Raw genomic sequence first — 15380 nt, forward strand, 5'->3', positions numbered from 1 at the left:
CCTGTCGGCCGCCATAGTTTGAGATTAAGAGTGTTCGTTCCCGGTGCGGGTAATGCCAGCTAAACCAAATTGTTAAAGAGCAACAATATAGCTTGGCTTAGTAAATAATTTGTTGGTGGTTGTTTGGCTTCGTTCCAACCATCTTTGCGTCGGCTAAGTCAGAATATTGAAGAAGGGTCTTTGAGTAAGGTATTGTGGTCCTCACTAGAAAGTTCGGTACGGTTCCGCTTATAACAAATTGCTTAAACATCGTTCCGGCCAAAAGACGGCCTCCACTGGACGCAGCAAGCTGCGCCGTTTAGCAAAACGTTATAAGCGCTCGTAGTTGGTTGTAAGGTTTTTACGTGTTTCAATTGAGAAACGAGCTTTCTGAGAGCTTTGTGTAACCACTTTTAAGCTAAAGGGCCGCCTGTCGGCCGCCATAATTTGAGGTTAAGAGCGTTCGTTCCCGGTGCGGGTAATGCCAGCCAAACTAAATTGTTAAAGAGCAACAATATAGCTTGGCTTAGTAAACAATTTGTTGGTGGTTGTTTGACTTCGTTTCAACCATCTTTGCGTCGGCTAAGTCAAAATATTGAAGAAGGGTCTTTGAGTAAGGTATTGTGGTCCTCACTAGCAGGTTCAGTGCGGTTCCGCTTATAACAAATTACTTAAACATCGTTCCGGCCGAAAAGACGGCCTCCACTGGACGCAGCAAGCTGCGCCGTTTAGCAAAACGTTATGTGTAAGCGAGTATGAGGATGGAGTGGTCTCAAATCGAAATATTTAAAGGTATTGATCTTAACGATTCATTTGTTCTGAGTTGGTATTACGAAGCTGATAATGTATCTTTCGAATTGGACGCAAGTATTTGGCCTGAATCCGAGTATTACTCAACGCCTAAGAAAAATGAATATACCTGTTACCGAAAAGCAACACTTGAGTTTGTGGGGGTAAAGAAGGTGAGTGGCTTAAAGTTAAGAGAGTTAGTTCAGCCAACTACAGATCCTGATGGATCAGTTGATTACGGCAAAATTGACGAACTCAATGTTGCCGATGATTCATTTCTTGTTGTGGGTGATTTTGGCAAAGTTAATATTCAAGGTGGGGAACTTCGATTTGAAGTCCACACATAACAAAAAGCTGCACCTGACAAATATTGCTACGCTCGTTTTTGTGTATGTCGCGTAGCTCCATTCTACACAAAAACGCTCTCTAGCAATATTTGCAGGTGAGCTTGGCGTTATGCATCACCAAAGCGTATCAATTATCTCACTTGAGATAAGGTTTTGATCTGCGGTTATGAGCTGAGCGTTTTGAATTATTGATGTGGCGGAAATAATTCTATCGGCGGGGTCCTTGTTTATTTCTGGTCCGAGACTTACAGACAGTTCTGCAATTTCCGGGGAAATTTGAATGACTGAAATATTTCTCGTTTGCAGGTACAAATTTACAAAGTTGGAGGCGGTAGTGTCTATTTTAATCCGCTCTTTGTGTACGAGCATTGCTATTTCCCAGATAGTAATGTCGGAAATAATAAGCGCATTAAACTCGTCCGCTTTGTTTATGGCACTTAAAGCTCTATCTGTAAGTTGTTGGCGGTCAAGGGCATCCCATATAACAGCGCAGGTATCGAGAAGAATCATATATTCGCGTCCCACTCTGAGTCTATTGGTGCAACAACGTCAGTAATCTTGGCGCTTTTAGCCAGTAGCTCTAATTGCTGTTGGGCCAGTTGCTTTTGGTTTATAGGGGGCGCTATGGTGGCAATTAGCTTACCGTTGGTGGTAACGCTTATTTGCTCGCCGCCGTTGGCCTTCTCTAAGTATTTCAATAGGTTAGCTCTAAAATCGCTAATATTTACAGTTTGCATAGCCGTACCGCTCGTTAGTTGTACAATTAAGCTGTACAATATAGCGTAAAATGCATAACAAAGCCATAAACCCTGACGCCCAATGCTACGCTGGTATTTGGGCATGGCCTAAGGCCATTTTTGCCCAAAAACCAGCTCCACATTGGCGGCAGGTTATAGCAACGTTACTTGTCTAATCTAAAAAGTTTAATGTGCTTTTAATTTGCAATAGGGTGTTCCTAAATCTGTCACCCTCCATCAAGTTTAGGTAAGCCACCTTTGGTCGCTTACAGCGTGCTTTGTAAGAGGCAGATTTGGTATTCGGTAAAGCTACGTTGCAGAAAACGCAACCAAGCTTTACCTAGCAAAGGGAATTTGCGGTTTATTCCTCCCGTTCGTTCCTTTCTGTTGGTTGCCATAATCACTTGTTGTTTTGGGTCAATTTTATGCCTTCTGTTTTGGCTATCCCACGGTTATAGTTGGGCCTAACCAAAGCTTCAGGCTTTTCAAATAAATACAGCAATTGGCGTAACAGCGTAGCTCAAAGCGAGTAGGTGTTTGGTACAAGTAACAAACCAAGCCAGAAGGACTTACTTTGCCGTCGCTTCGCTCCAAAACGCAAAGTAAGCCTCTGCTTGGGGCGTTATGCAATAAATTGAGAAGTCTTCATTATGGAAATTATTGCCGGAATCATTGAGGCAATTGTAGGTTTTATTGTTGCTATCGTAGAGGCAATAGTAGGGCTTTTTGTGGCAGGTGTTGAAGTGCTTACAGCTTGGGAGGTTTTTGGAATCCTGGTTGTTCTATTTGTTGAGTTTATATTTTGGGTTATTCTCTTTGTTGTAGAATTAGTGGCGTCGCTTTTTAGATGGCGTAAGCCGAGGAAGGTTGTAAAGCCTGTTCTATGGCGGCCTAAAAAACTCAATAATAAGGTAGAGAGTGACCCAAATGCATAAAAAAAGTATACACTCGACAAAAACTGCGTCGCTCCGTTTGTGTAAGGGCTTCGCCTATTTTACACAAACTACACGCCACAGTTTTTGCGTGTGATACTGGCGTTATAAGCGCTCGTAGTTGGTTGTAAGGTTTTTACGTGTTTCAATTGAACGCTGAGCTTTACTGAAAGTTTTGTGGAATCAGTTTTAAGCTAAAAGGCAGCCTGTCGGCCGCCATAGTTTGAGGTTAAGAGTGTTCGTTCTCGGTGCGAGTAATACCAACCAAACTAAATTGTTAAAGAACAACAATATAGTTTGGCTTAGTCAACCAGTTTGTTGTTGGCTGTTTGACTCCGTTCCAACCATCTTTGCGTCGGCCAAGTCAAAATATTGAAGTAGCGTCTTTGAGTAAGGTGTTGTGGTAATCACTAGGAAGTTCGGTGCGATTCCGCTTATAACAAATTACTTAAACATCGTTCCGGCCAAAAGACGGCCTCCACTGGACGCAGCAAGCTGCGCCGTTTAGCAAAACGTTATAAGCCATTATGAACATCACCGAGAATTCCAGAGAATATTTAGCAGATTTTATTCGCCTCAATGAGGAGTGGATTGGCCATTATTTTGCAATCGAAGAAACTGACAGAAACTTAGCTTCTAACCCATTTAAGATCATCGAAGATGGGGGTTATATTTTCTCTTTGATTTCAGGAGATAAAGTCATAGGCGTATGTGCATTATTTAATGAAGGTGAGGGTGTTTTTGAGCTTGCAAGAATGGCCATTTCTCCAGCATACCAAGGAAATGGTTACGGAAACCGGCTAATTGAGCATTGCCTTTCAAAGCTCAAAAAAATTAACGCCCAAAGAGTTTATTTGGTTTCAAACACTAAGCTAGGTACTGCTATAGGTTTATACAAAAAATATGGTTTCCAAACTGTCTCAGAAGGGCCTCACCCTGTATATTCAAGGGCAAATATAGTTATGGAGCGTCATGTCTTATAACAAGCGGCTCAAACCGACCTCCACTGCGTTGCTCGTTTTGTGCTTTTCCGCTACGCTCGCACAAAACAATCAACTCCGTTCCGGCGGCTTAGCCGGGCGTTATGCATTTAAGGATAGATTATGAAGTCAATAATTATAATGTTGGTCTCGCTATTGCTAGTCTCATGTAAAGATAATGGAAGTTCAGGCACCCTCGAGGAAGAAAGCATACAAGTCTACATAAATAGCGGGGCTATTCAGTGTGAAACTACAGGAAATTCATTTCAGGTTACTGCTCAAACCTTAATTGAACATGGTATTGATGTTATTAATTCAACATGTGGCTATATAACAGGGCTTGCGGTCGCAGCTCAATGTGGTCTTGGCGATAGCAATATTAATATTCATACCATTTCAGCTCAAAATTTACCAGATGCTATAGAGCTGGGCTATGAGAGTACAGACACCCTTCCTCAAGGGTACACCGAAATATGTGAGAGCGATGCATAACAATTTTCTCCAGCCGACATCCAAACCTCCGCGCCTTTTTGTGCTTTCGCTTCGCTCATTGTCGCACAAAAAAGGCGCTACAGTTTGGCTGCGGCTGAGCAAGGCGTTATATGCAGGGTCGAGTTCAGTGACAAAATGTAGACTGTGTGAAGAAGAAAAGGATTTGGAGTTAAGCCATATAATCCCCAAGTTTGTTTTTCGTCACCTTAAAAAAACATCACCTACAGGCAATATTCGCTCTACTGAAAATCCAAATAAGTCTACCCAAGACGGTCTGAAAATACCTTTTCTATGTGGTGACTGCGAAGATTTATTTAGTGTATGGGAGACTAAATTCGCAAATGAAATATTCTTCAAGTATCAAGACGGTAGCGAAAATACCTTTTCCCATGATACTTGGCTAACTAAATATCTTGCCTCCGTTTCGTTCAGGGTTTTGTCGTATGCTTACCATGAGGTTGGGCTAGATTATTTTGATGAAGGTATGCTTCGTCATGTTCCCACCGCAATTGATCGACTCAGAAACTATCTGCTGGGGAAATCCACTAATCCTGGGGAGCAACGCCAACTGCTATTGCTCTTAGATAAAGCAAGCGAGCCCTCAGATAGTGATTTTAATATGTACCTCGTACGCGGTATAGAGCACGATGTCCTTACAACGGATAAAGACTCATTTGTATATATAAAATACCTTAAGTTTTTGCAATTATGCCCAATAAAACTATCAAGTAACAAAGGCTGGAAAACTGCTCGTATATCGCCAAACAAAGGCACTTTGGCAGTAAAAGACCATGAGCTCCCAGATTACGTATCTAATAGGTTAAGGAAAGGCACCGAAATACTCACATCAAGTCGAGATAATATTTCAGAAAAGCAGGCATCCATAATTTGCTCCCGAGTTAAAGCGGTGCCAACGGAAAAGCTGTTAGAATCACCAGTTGCAAAGGCAGCATCGAAACATGATATATAAATCGGGCAAAGCATATAACAATTTAAGCAAGCGGGACTGCCGTACCGGCAGCCCCTTCTTAAGGCGTTATAAGCGCTCGTAGGTGGTTGTAAGGTTTTTACGTGTTTCAATTGAACGCTGAGCTTTACTGAAAGTTTTGTGGAATCAGTTTTAAGCTAAAAGGCAGCCTGTCGGCCGCCATAGTTTGAGGTTAAGAGTGTTCGTTCTCGGTGCGAGTAATACCAACCAAACTAAATTGTTAAAGAACAACAATATAGTTTGGCTTAGTAAATCAGTTTGTTGTTGGCTGTTTGACTCCGTTCCAACCATCTTTGCGTCGGCCAAGTCAAAATATTGAAGTAGCGTCTTTGAGTAAGGTGTTGTGGTAATCACTAGGAAGTTCGGTGCGATTCCGCTTATAACAAATTACTTAAACATCGTTCCGGCCAAAAGACGGCCTCCACTGGATGCAGCAAGCTGCGCCGTTTAGCAAAACGTTAGGGCGCTGCTAGTGAGAGACTCAATGAGAATATTACTTATAGCTGTATTTTTAATTATCTCAGTAGTGTCGCTTGCGCAGACTGAAGGTGAGTCTGCGTTAGTGAGTATGTCAAAAACTGTAGGCCAGTCGTCCTGTGAAAATGAGATTAATTACAAAGGCCTATTTTCGTTGTCGCTGTCAGGACAGTATACAGGAGCGTCTACAATGGAATGGCTTTCGCAAATAAACGAAACAGCATTCTTTAAATGCCCTAAAGGGTTCTTGCGGTATTTGTCGTTACTGCCAAATATGGAACAAGATAAGGTGCTAATGTATTTTGGTATTGTAAATCCTCCGTGGGAAATAGCAGCCGCTTTAGAGCCATATGAAAATAGCACTGAACTAGGTGGCTTTATAAGCAGTAAGTTAAGTGGTTTTAAAAAGTATTCAAAGCCCTAACAAGTAGCTGCACCTGACAAATATTGCTACGCTCGTTTTTGTGTATGTCGCGTAGCTCCATTTTACACAAAAACGCTCTCCGCAATATTCGCAGGTGAGCTAGGCGTTAGCACTCTTGGTCCTTCTCACGAAATATGAATAAACTAAAACCAATCATATTCTTGCTTTCTATCTTATTGGGCCTTGAGTCTCTTGCAGTAGAAATCCCAACAAGTGCCCGAGCAGAAAGATCCATAGCAAGCGTAGAGCCAGCGTTGAAGAAGGAGCTATCGAATCTAGGTCTTAAATACGGGGCACCTATATTTATCCGTATCTTCAAAGACCCTGGGGTACTTGAAGTATGGGTTGAGTCCGATGATGGAACCTTCGTAAACTTCAAAAACTATGATATCTGCACCTTTTCAGGCAATCTCGGTCCGAAGCTGAAGCAAGGTGACAACCAAAGCCCTGAGGGCTTCTACTATGTTAATGCAGGCAGGCTAAACCCCTGGAGTAGTTACCACTTATCTTTCAATTTAGGCTACCCCAATAAATACGACCGCTTGCAAGGCCGTACCGGTAGTGCACTGATGGTTCATGGCAGCTGCGTATCCATAGGTTGCTACGCGATGACCGACGCATATATTAATGAAATTTACGCCCTTGGCGTTGCTGCGCTAAAATCTGGGCAACCCTATTTTAGGGTTCATTCATTCCCTTTCAAACTTGAGGGCGTTACCCTATTAAAATACAGCTCAAATCAGTGGCATTCGTTTTGGCTTAACCTCAAAGAGGGTTATGATTACTTCAATAAACATAAACAACCGCCAAACGTTGAGGTATCCAATGGTAAATATGTGTTCGGCGCGTAATCCAGTGCTAACAAGTAAAGCAAGCCGACGCATAAATGCGCGGCTTCTTTAAGCGTTATGGCGGGTTTAAATGATTTAGTTGTCGTTCCAGAATTTTTATTAAATTGAGAGTTCGCAGTTTAGTAAGTGCAATCGTGGAGAAAAAACAAATAGTTTCACTCGGCGCAAGAAAGCTACCAAGTGGTAACAATAGAAAGCATTGAAATAAGGTGAGTGAAAAACGGTTCGTTCCTTGGCTCACCGTTTAAGATTCCACTGCGAAACAAAAATGGGTAGTTCGCATCTTCAAAGCTCCATCAAGAAGGTGCGAATTGTAAGAATAGTAGTTTAAACTGGTTGGGTTTTTAATAGGCTAAAGTTCCGCGTTCGCTCCACAAAGAGCGTTGTAGGAAATAAGTGCCACCCAGCTCATAACAAATCGCTGCACTCGGACGCATATTGCTACGCTCGTTTTTATGTATGTCGCGGTGCTCCATTTTACATAAAAACGCTCTCCGCAATATGCGCCGGTGAGCTCGACGTTATAAGCGCTCGTAGTTAGTTGTAAGGTTTTTACGTGTTTCAATTGAGCACTGAGTTTTTTGAGAGTTTTGTGGAACCACTTTTAGGCTAAAAGGCCGCCTGTCGGCCGCCATAATTTGAGGTTAAGAGGGTTCGTTCCCGGTGCGGGTAATGCCAGCCAAACTAAATTGTTAAAGAGCAACAATATAGCTTGGCTTAGTAAACAATTTGTTGGTGGTTGTTTGAGTTCGTTTCGACAATCTTTGCGTGGGCTAAGTCAAAATATTGAAGAAGGGTCTTTGAGTAAGGTATTGTGGTACTCACTAGAAAGTTCAGTGCGGTTCCGCTTATAACAAATTACTTAAACATCGTTTCGGCCAAAAGACGGCCTCCACTGGACGCAGCAAGCTGCGCCGTTTAGCAAAACGTTATGAGTAGGTGCTAATGAAATATCTAATCTTATCCATTATATTTATTTTCGCTAAAAATTCTTATGCAGTTGAGGCGTGTCCCCATGAGAATAGCGAGTCTATATTGCAAGATTATCTTTATGATGTTCGCTTACCTTTTACCGCGCTTCAGTATTTCAACATAAACAAACCTGATGAGGCTCGTCATAGCCTTACTCGTGATTTATCCAATACTATTTATGGGTTAGGTCAACTTTTGCCCTATGAAGAGTGCTTTGAAAATGAAGCCGAACTTGATCGAGCATGGGGAATGATTAGAGTTCTTGCTGTCATGCATGAGAAGTATCCCGTGCCAGAGTGGAAGAATAATGAGCTAATATTATCAATTCTACAAAAAGCTAAAGAAATAGATCCAGCTCAGACTGCAGGGGTAAGAAATAGAGATTGGAGCAAGCAGCAATGAAACTCATAACAAGCGCATCATGGTTCAGCCGCTTCGCGGCTTGGACTCACAAAAGCTGCGCTTTTGCTCGCCCCATATACGAACGTTATAAGCGCTCGTAGTTGGTTGTAAAATTTTTACGTGTTTCAATTGAACTCTGAGTTTTTCTGAGAGTTTTGTGGAGTCACTTTTAGGCTAAAATGCCGCCTGTCGGCCGCCATAATTTGAGGTTAAGAGTGTTCGTTCTCGGTGCGAGTTATGCCAGCCAAGTTAAATCGTTAAAGAACAACAATATAGTTTGGCTTAGTAAATCAGTTTGTTGTTGGCTGTTTGACTCCGTTCCAACCATCTTCGCGTGGGCTAAGTCCAAATATTGAAGTATGGCATTCGAGTAAGGTATTGTGGTCCTCACTAGAAAGTTCGGTACGGTTCCGCTTATAACAAATTACTTAAACATCGTTCCGGCCAAAAAGACGGCCTCCACTGGACGCAGCAAGCTGCGCCGTTTAGCAAAACGTTATGTTAACCGACTGCCCTCACAAATCGTAGGGTGAACTCATTAAAGGATTTACTATGAATAAAATAATTGGATTAATGTTTATTGTTGTAATCACGGCATGTGGAGGAGGCAATGATAGGAGTAATACTGAAAGAAATTCCGATATTGTAGGTCTTTGGTCTTCCGAGTTTGTCAGAGGTGGTGAAACAGGCAATAAGTTTTTAATAATCACAGGTTCAACTATAGATTTTTACGAAGTAGGTAATGGGACTATTATGAATGAATGGTACTCAGGTCTAGATACCGAAACTTCATATGTTTTTAGCATTGATGGAGTTGAAGGAGATTATCTACTAGATGGTGATGAACTAGTTATGATGTATTCAGATTCTGAGATAAATACAGCAAGAATTACCGAAGAGGAGTCTGGTTCAGAAATTTATTCATGGCAGATTGGGAACGGTTCAGTAGGGCAGGAAGAGCGTATTAGATATCGAGTTACATCAAATCAGCTAGTGTTGATCTCTGGTAGTGAAGAAGAAATATACATTAGAGTGAATTAACATAACAAGCACTTAAAGCTGACCTACACTGCGTCGTCGTTTTTGTGCTGATCCGCTGCGCTAGCACAAAACCAACGACTCCGTTCCGGCAGCTTAAGTGAGCGTTATAAACGCTCGTAGTTGGTTGTAAGGTTTTTACGTTTTGCAATTGAGCAACGAGCTTTCTGAGAGCTTTGTGTAATCACTTTTAAGCTAAAGGGCCGCCTGTCGGCCGCCAAAGTTTGAGGTTAGGAGTGTTCGTTCTCGGTGCGAGTTATACCAGCCAATCTAAATTGTTAAAGAACAACAATATAGATTGTCTTTGTAAATAATTTGTTGGTGGTTGTTTGACTTCGTTTCGACAATCTTTGCGTCGGCTAAGTCAAAATATTGAAGAAGGCTCTTTGAGTAAGGCATTGTGGTCCTCACTAGCTGGTTCTGTACGGTTCCGCTTATAACAAATTACTTAAACATCGTTCCGGCCAAAAAGACGGCCTCCACTGGACGCAGCAAGCTGCGCCGTTTAGCAAAACGTTAGAAGTATCCAATACGGTATATCGCATTGTCTTTGGGTGTGTGGTTCTTGCGGAAGTTGTGTGCAAAACGTTGTAGCCCGTCGTGCCGTCAATGGGCAGTGTTGCATCTCGTGCAAAGTGCCATTAATGTGGTTTTCTATCGTAGAGGGTAAGGGTGTCAATTGCAGTTTGGCCCTTCGGATCTTCGTGCTTTCGTTGATCTGGGTGGTGGAATTCAAGTTTGTTGGTTGCGTTCTTGGTGCCATTATCAAGTTTGGTATGCAGCGGCCAGTATAGAATGTTTAACCGGGTTGCCTTTGTAGTGGTTTAAAGGTTCATCCATCTAACAAGTGCAGTCACCGGACATAAAATTGCTTAGCGCGTTTTGTGTTTCGCTGCGCTCATTTTTACACAAAGCACCCTAAGCAATTTTATGCCGGTGCTACAGGCGTTATAAGCGCTCGTATTTGGTTGTAAGGTTTTTTACGTTTTTCAATTGAGCGCTGAGGCCCCTGAGGGTTTCGTGGAACCACTTTTTGGGCTAAAAGGCAGCCTGTCTGCCGCCATAGTTTGATGTTAAGAGCGTTCGTTCCCGGTGCGAGTTATACCAGCCAAACTAAATTGTTAAAGAACAACAATATAGTTTGGTTTAGTCAATCAGTTTGTTGCTGGTTGTTTGACTTCGTTCCAACCGTCTTTTCGTGGGCTAGGTCAAAATATTGAAGCAGGGATTTTGGTTAAAGTATTGTGGTACTCACTAGAAAGTTCAGTGCGGTTCCGCTTATAACAAATTACTTAAACATCGTTTCGGCCGAAAAGACGGCCTCCACTGGACGCAGCAAGCTGCGCCGTTTAGCAAAACGTTATGGCGGGTTTAAATAATTTAGTTGTAGTTCCAGAATTTTTATTAAACTGAGAGTTCGCAGTTTAGTAAGTGCAATCGTCGAGAAAGAACAAATAGTTTCACTCGGCGCAAGAAAGTAGCCAAGTGGTTCCAATAGAAAGTATTGAAATAAGGTGAGTCTAAAGCCATTCGTTCCTTGGTTCACCGTTTAGGATTTCAATGCGAAACAAAAGTGGGTAGTTCGCATCTTCAAAGCTCCATCAAGAACGTGCGAATTGTTAGAATAGTAGTTTAAACTGGTTGGGTTTTTTTGGGGTATTGGTTTCGCTAAAGCTCCACAAAGAGCGCTGTAGAAAATAAGTGCCACCCAGCACATAACAAATCGCTGCACTCGGACGCATATTGCGGAGAGCGTTTTTATGTATGTCGCGGTGCTCCATTTTACATAAAAACGCTCTCCGCAATATGCGCCGGTGAGCTCGGCGTTAGGTAATTTGTTGATGATTTCATTCAATGAAATTTTAAATATAGGGAAATTTTTATTACATGAATATGTTAAAGATAATAGAGTCCGTAGGAAAAAATGGTAAAAACCAAATCTCAGATGTCAAAAAGATCAGAGTACTATTAAATTGCTATCTTCGTTCTAAATCAAAAACTGGACTTATTATATCGGGAAAAGCCGATATCAATCTAGAAGAGGCAATTGCATTATTTCAAAAAGACTATGTTGGGTCATCTAAACCTGATTCAAAAATAGACGTAAATGGAAAGTCTTATAATAAATTAAAAGAATTTTTGAATAGCATATTTAAGCCTGTAGCGTTATCTCCACCAACATATGGAATTGTCACTTGGGAATCAGAAGGGGCGGAGGGGGGGCCATATCATAGTCGAAAATTACATGTACCAAGTACTTCTTCTGGATTAACTCTTGGAAGAGGGTATGACTTTTGAAGGAAATCTCAGAGTAAAATCTATAATGATTTAACTTCGTCAGGCGTAGACGCTAAAATTGCCACTATTTTAAAGCAAGCATCAGAACTTTTCGGTGTAAGTGCATCACAGTTTGTAATAGATAAAGATTTATTAGATTTACAGATAAGCGGTGAAGTACAAAAGAATCTATTTAAAATAAGCTATGATATTGAAAAATCAGAAGTAAAGAGAATCTGTGAGAAGGCATTGGTAAAAAAGACGTACGGTACCACTGATTGGTCTGGGCTCCATAGTACAATTAAAGATATGGTAATAGATTTAAAATTTAGAGGTGATTACACTCCGTCAGCAAGGAAAATCATACAAAAAAGTATTGCTGAAAATAATCTAACTGAATTTAAAAAGAAAATAAAAGATAAACGTAACTGGTCGAACGTTCCACCTGATCGCTTTATCAGACGTTCATCATTTATGGATAAAACCTGATATATCTAAAGGAATTAAAGTGAAAAATGTAATTTGTAAATTTGTATTTAGTCTATTTGTTCTGTTTTCTTTTGCATGTATGGGTAACTCTGCATCAGAAGAAACAATTCCATTATCAATTGATGCGGTTAGCACTTCTCGTGTTGGTGAAAACTTAATTCGAGTAATTCGTTACAACATGGAGTTAGAGCCCCAAATTACAATAGAAAGACTTTCTACTCCAGTATTAAGTCTAATCGAGTCAAAAACTATAAACTCCATTGTCATATCAGGAGAAAAATTAGATTTTAATAGAGGACAGGGTGTATTTATCGAAGATTTTTCCATCGAAAAATCAAGGATTCATATAAAATTAGAATATTTTTACCCTAAAGGTGAGTCTGTAATCGCAGAGTGCGAAATGTTGGTCACCGTAAATAATTTTGAACCATTGAAATGCCGAAAATCACTTCAAAATTGAAATTAAAATGCCTAACAAGGGCACTTAAACGGAACTAAAACAGTGGGTTACGTTTCGCTTCGCTACACATTTTAACCCACTATTTTAGTCCGCTTAGTGCGGCGTTATGCTCCAATCTTAAATAGAGAAGTATATGAAGAATATTTTAATTGTTTTAGTCTTTTCGTTTTCGCAAGTATCGGTTGCATCTAATTTAGGTTTAGGTCTATCGGCCGAATCTGGAGACAATTTTATTTACTTTCCCATTGTGCTGTCCGACAGTATCCGATTAGAACCATTCTTTGGGTATAGCGATGATGGTGAGGAATCTATATCCGGAGTTGATGAAAGCTATAGTAAGAACTCGTATAAATCAAAGAGTTTTGGAACCGGATTATTCAAGTACTCCAAACTAAATGACAATGTACATTCATATTTCGGGGGTAGGATTGCCTACATCGAGACGGAGAGAAAAACTGAAATATCAATTAGCCTTGGAGAGAATCATTATTAATGAAAGTCTAGATGGATACTCTATATCCCCCACGATTGGCATTGAGTATAGATTCGCGAATGGGTTTTCAACAGCTGTTGAGGCCGAATGGTATTACAACAGGCTTGAAGGCCAGTCTACAGGGAAGCTCGATCTATCCGAAATTTCTGAAACGTCAAGAGAGCGGAGCGGAACAGGAACAAAATTTATAATCAGGTATGTCTTTTAGCTTATTGCGCATGCATTATGTTATCCCGAAACCTGAAGACGGTACTGAACTAAGCCAGGACGAAATACTTGATGCACTTGGTGCGGAGGAGGGGCTTGGCTGGATAAATACGTTGCGTTGTAAGCCTGAGGTAACTCAAGGTGAGTGCGCCTACGATAATGTTGAATGGTCTGGTGTTGAACTGGCTTTTGAGGAGTGGGATTATCAACACCAGGGGCTTACAGAAGGCGCCGCAGCACTGCTTTCAATAGCCGTTGCCATAGCCACAAATGGCATGGGCGGGGAACTCATCGGGGCGCTTACATCTACTACTACTTCAGCAGCAACTACCGCTATAAGCACCGGGCAGTATATGCTTACGCAGTCGCTGAATGCAGGTATCACCACGCTGGCCAACCAAGCTTCAATGACTCTTTTTTCTACCGGCTTTGATATTGGTGAAACTTTAAACGAGCTTGGTTCCTCTGAAAACGTTCATCAGTTGTTGGATTCCATGCTTACGGCGGCGGTGGTGCCTCAGAATGATGTCTCGTTCTTTGATGGTGACGATCTCGGTTTTTGGCAGCAGACGGCTAATGCTTTGGTTGATGCGACGGTTGATGCGGGGTTGACTGCGATTGTTCAGGGTGCGGTGTATGGGTATACGGATGAGGAGTATTTGGCGTCGTTTCAGCGTGCGGTTGCGGCGAACAGTATTCGTTACCTTGGAGAGCAGCTTGCTACTGGAATTGGGGATGCGGCAGAAACCGGGAACTGGGAGTTAGGCTACCAGTTGATGGCTCACGCTGCTGCGGGTTGTTTGGGCGGGGCGCTTAGTGCGGATAATAACGATGCGGATGGTGAAAATGGTTGTGCCAGTGGTACTATGGGGTCGGTTATTGGGGAGATGATGGGGAAATTAAAAACCATCTCAATATCTAATGATAAAGAAAGCTTAGAAACTGAAGCCGCAATTCATGAATTCTACCTTGGTTTAGACGAGTTAGTAAAACAAGGGGCAGACATAACAAAACTAAGTGCTGCTGTTTCTGCATTCGTGTTTGGGCTTGATCCGAGTATTGCATCTGATTATGCGAGTATCGCTTATATATTTAATGCTACCTCCAAGTTACATAGGGCGGCTAGATCAAATCAAAGTCGAGCTATATCCTATGAAGATGCCGTTGAAAAAGCCATACAGACGAGTCATTCAATCCGGGCTAATGGTGAAGGTGATTTTGTTAGTGGTGAAAATATTGGAGCACCTATTATTCTTAACGAGCCTTGGTTTATCGGTGACTATTATTATAGCTATCCTGATGGCCTTGAATGGGATGGCGCTGGAGCTGGATATTGCGCTGGAGTCGGGACGGGGGTACCAGGCTATTGGGTTAGTGCTGTTTCTGAAGGGACTGTTGCTTTGGTAGTAAATGTGGCTGATGGCAATAGTTTCAATGCTAGTAGTTATGCGCTTTCAATTGCTGGACCAGACTGGCTTAATCTGCCTCAATATTTCTCTCAGCCTATATACGCGACTTTTGAGGCAACAGGTGAAACATATAAATATCAAGTTAATCAATACGGGAATGTTACATGCGAAGTATATTCTGGTTCTTCTTTCTCTTGTCATTAGGGTGTAGTCATGGCTCGTCGAACTCTTTTCGAATTATCTCTGTTGATGATGTTATGGCGGGGAAGATAGATGATAAAGCAGCAGTTGCGATAAAAGGTTATCTTGTTTTAGAGAAAGATATTTATTTTCTTTATAGTAACTTTGAGTCTGCAAATTACAAAAGTGATGAGCGCAATTTTTTTCGTGTTAAAATTTGGATTCCGGAGAATATGGATATGGAGCGCTGTTCGAATAAGAGTGTAATTATATATGGTGTAAAATATACTTACATTGGTGCTCCCGGGATTGATGAAGTGGTAAGAGTGTCGGATCTTGGGCAGAGTGAGTCTTCGTGTCAGCCACTAAAAGAACCTTTTAATCGCTTTCAGCAATTAAAAGCTAGGATCGAAGCTGGTAGGCAGAATAAACCATAGGATTAAAATAACAGGACATA

General features: G+C 41.5%; 15 protein-coding genes. 13 read left to right on the top strand and 2 right to left on the bottom strand.

Translation table 11 applies throughout. The features are described 5' to 3' along the window. Positions 1-740: 740 nt before the first annotated feature. A complete protein-coding gene (locus H5715_RS05370; RefSeq protein WP_083607995.1) occupies positions 741-1115 on the top strand; it encodes a hypothetical protein in 375 nt (124 codons plus the stop codon). Positions 1116-1229: 114 nt separating this feature from the next. On the opposite strand, the gene H5715_RS05375 is transcribed toward H5715_RS05370, so the two are convergent. Both H5715_RS05375 and H5715_RS05380 read right to left on the bottom strand, forming a co-directional pair. Continuing rightward, positions 1230-1625 (bottom strand): type II toxin-antitoxin system VapC family toxin, encoded by a 396-nt coding sequence (locus H5715_RS05375; RefSeq protein ID WP_185906527.1) that lies wholly within the window; start codon positions 1623-1625, stop codon positions 1230-1232. After that, positions 1622-1852 carry a type II toxin-antitoxin system Phd/YefM family antitoxin gene (locus H5715_RS05380; protein ID WP_075184717.1) on the bottom strand — a complete coding sequence of 77 codons (231 nt, stop codon included), beginning with the start codon at positions 1850-1852 and terminating at the stop codon, positions 1622-1624. Before H5715_RS05380 ends, H5715_RS05375 begins: the two co-directional genes overlap by 4 nt. Positions 1853-2502: 650 nt before the next feature. Here H5715_RS05380 and H5715_RS05385 point away from each other — a divergent pair. The 12 genes from H5715_RS05385 (at position 2503) to H5715_RS05440 (ending at position 15360) form a co-directional block, all read left to right on the top strand. Next, positions 2503-2787: a hypothetical protein gene (locus tag H5715_RS05385; protein WP_075187343.1), complete on the top strand. Its 285-nt coding sequence runs from the start codon at positions 2503-2505 to the stop codon at positions 2785-2787. Positions 2788-3311: 524 nt separating this feature from the next. Continuing rightward, on the top strand, positions 3312-3767 hold the full coding sequence (locus H5715_RS05390; RefSeq protein WP_075186651.1) for a GNAT family N-acetyltransferase: 456 nt from the start codon (positions 3312-3314) through the stop codon (positions 3765-3767). Positions 3768-3887: 120 nt separating this feature from the next. After that, the gene (locus H5715_RS05395; protein ID WP_185906603.1) at positions 3888-4256 is read left to right on the top strand and encodes a hypothetical protein; all 369 of its coding nucleotides are present in this window, start codon (positions 3888-3890) and stop codon (positions 4254-4256) included. Beyond that, on the top strand, positions 4249-5226 hold the full coding sequence (locus H5715_RS05400) for a hypothetical protein (protein ID WP_221892346.1): 978 nt from the start codon (positions 4249-4251) through the stop codon (positions 5224-5226). The genes H5715_RS05395 and H5715_RS05400 overlap by 8 nt, the downstream gene beginning before the upstream one ends. A gap of 502 nt (positions 5227-5728) precedes the next feature. After that, positions 5729-6145 carry a hypothetical protein gene (locus tag H5715_RS05405; protein WP_075186652.1) on the top strand — a complete coding sequence of 139 codons (417 nt, stop codon included), beginning with the start codon at positions 5729-5731 and terminating at the stop codon, positions 6143-6145. 134 nt (positions 6146-6279) lie between these two features. Next, positions 6280-6996 (top strand): L,D-transpeptidase family protein, encoded by a 717-nt coding sequence (locus H5715_RS05410; RefSeq protein WP_075188144.1) that lies wholly within the window; start codon positions 6280-6282, stop codon positions 6994-6996. Positions 6997-7941: 945 nt separating this feature from the next. Next, positions 7942-8370: a hypothetical protein gene (locus H5715_RS05415; protein WP_075185462.1), complete on the top strand. Its 429-nt coding sequence runs from the start codon at positions 7942-7944 to the stop codon at positions 8368-8370. Positions 8371-8922: 552 nt separating this feature from the next. Further along, positions 8923-9411, top strand: coding sequence for a hypothetical protein (locus tag H5715_RS05420; RefSeq protein WP_075184540.1), 489 nt, complete (start codon positions 8923-8925; stop codon positions 9409-9411). Between the two features lie 1884 nt (positions 9412-11295). Continuing rightward, positions 11296-11706: a lysozyme family protein gene (locus H5715_RS05425; RefSeq protein WP_075187501.1), complete on the top strand. Its 411-nt coding sequence runs from the start codon at positions 11296-11298 to the stop codon at positions 11704-11706. A 487-nt stretch (positions 11707-12193) separates the two neighbouring features. After that, on the top strand, positions 12194-12634 hold the full coding sequence (locus H5715_RS05430) for a hypothetical protein (protein ID WP_075187500.1): 441 nt from the start codon (positions 12194-12196) through the stop codon (positions 12632-12634). Between the two features lie 690 nt (positions 12635-13324). After that, positions 13325-14947: a DUF637 domain-containing protein gene (locus H5715_RS05435; RefSeq protein ID WP_075187498.1), complete on the top strand. Its 1623-nt coding sequence runs from the start codon at positions 13325-13327 to the stop codon at positions 14945-14947. A gap of 53 nt (positions 14948-15000) precedes the next feature. Further along, positions 15001-15360, top strand: a complete 360-nt coding sequence (locus tag H5715_RS05440) for a hypothetical protein (RefSeq protein ID WP_075187497.1) — start codon at positions 15001-15003, stop codon at positions 15358-15360. Positions 15361-15380 lie beyond the last annotated feature (20 nt).

Source organism: Teredinibacter haidensis, from assembly GCF_014211975.1.
GTDB lineage: Bacteria > Pseudomonadota > Gammaproteobacteria > Pseudomonadales > Cellvibrionaceae > Teredinibacter > Teredinibacter haidensis.

What these genes read in the sequence shown, in the direction of transcription:
- H5715_RS05370 (WP_083607995.1), top strand. Translation starts at nt 741, where the DNA reads ATGGAGTGGTCTCAAATCGAAATATTTAAAGGTATTGATCTTAACGAT.
- H5715_RS05375 (WP_185906527.1), bottom strand. Translation starts at nt 1,625, where the DNA reads ATGATTCTTCTCGATACCTGCGCTGTTATATGGGATGCCCTTGACCGC.
- H5715_RS05380 (WP_075184717.1), bottom strand. Translation starts at nt 1,852, where the DNA reads ATGCAAACTGTAAATATTAGCGATTTTAGAGCTAACCTATTGAAATAC.
- H5715_RS05385 (WP_075187343.1), top strand. Translation starts at nt 2,503, where the DNA reads ATGGAAATTATTGCCGGAATCATTGAGGCAATTGTAGGTTTTATTGTT.
- H5715_RS05390 (WP_075186651.1), top strand. Translation starts at nt 3,312, where the DNA reads ATGAACATCACCGAGAATTCCAGAGAATATTTAGCAGATTTTATTCGC.
- H5715_RS05395 (WP_185906603.1), top strand. Translation starts at nt 3,888, where the DNA reads ATGAAGTCAATAATTATAATGTTGGTCTCGCTATTGCTAGTCTCATGT.
- H5715_RS05400 (WP_221892346.1), top strand. Translation starts at nt 4,249, where the DNA reads ATGCATAACAATTTTCTCCAGCCGACATCCAAACCTCCGCGCCTTTTT.
- H5715_RS05405 (WP_075186652.1), top strand. Translation starts at nt 5,729, where the DNA reads ATGAGAATATTACTTATAGCTGTATTTTTAATTATCTCAGTAGTGTCG.
- H5715_RS05410 (WP_075188144.1), top strand. Translation starts at nt 6,280, where the DNA reads ATGAATAAACTAAAACCAATCATATTCTTGCTTTCTATCTTATTGGGC.
- H5715_RS05415 (WP_075185462.1), top strand. Translation starts at nt 7,942, where the DNA reads ATGAAATATCTAATCTTATCCATTATATTTATTTTCGCTAAAAATTCT.
- H5715_RS05420 (WP_075184540.1), top strand. Translation starts at nt 8,923, where the DNA reads ATGAATAAAATAATTGGATTAATGTTTATTGTTGTAATCACGGCATGT.
- H5715_RS05425 (WP_075187501.1), top strand. Translation starts at nt 11,296, where the DNA reads ATGAATATGTTAAAGATAATAGAGTCCGTAGGAAAAAATGGTAAAAAC.
- H5715_RS05435 (WP_075187498.1), top strand. Translation starts at nt 13,325, where the DNA reads ATGTCTTTTAGCTTATTGCGCATGCATTATGTTATCCCGAAACCTGAA.
- H5715_RS05440 (WP_075187497.1), top strand. Translation starts at nt 15,001, where the DNA reads ATGGCGGGGAAGATAGATGATAAAGCAGCAGTTGCGATAAAAGGTTAT.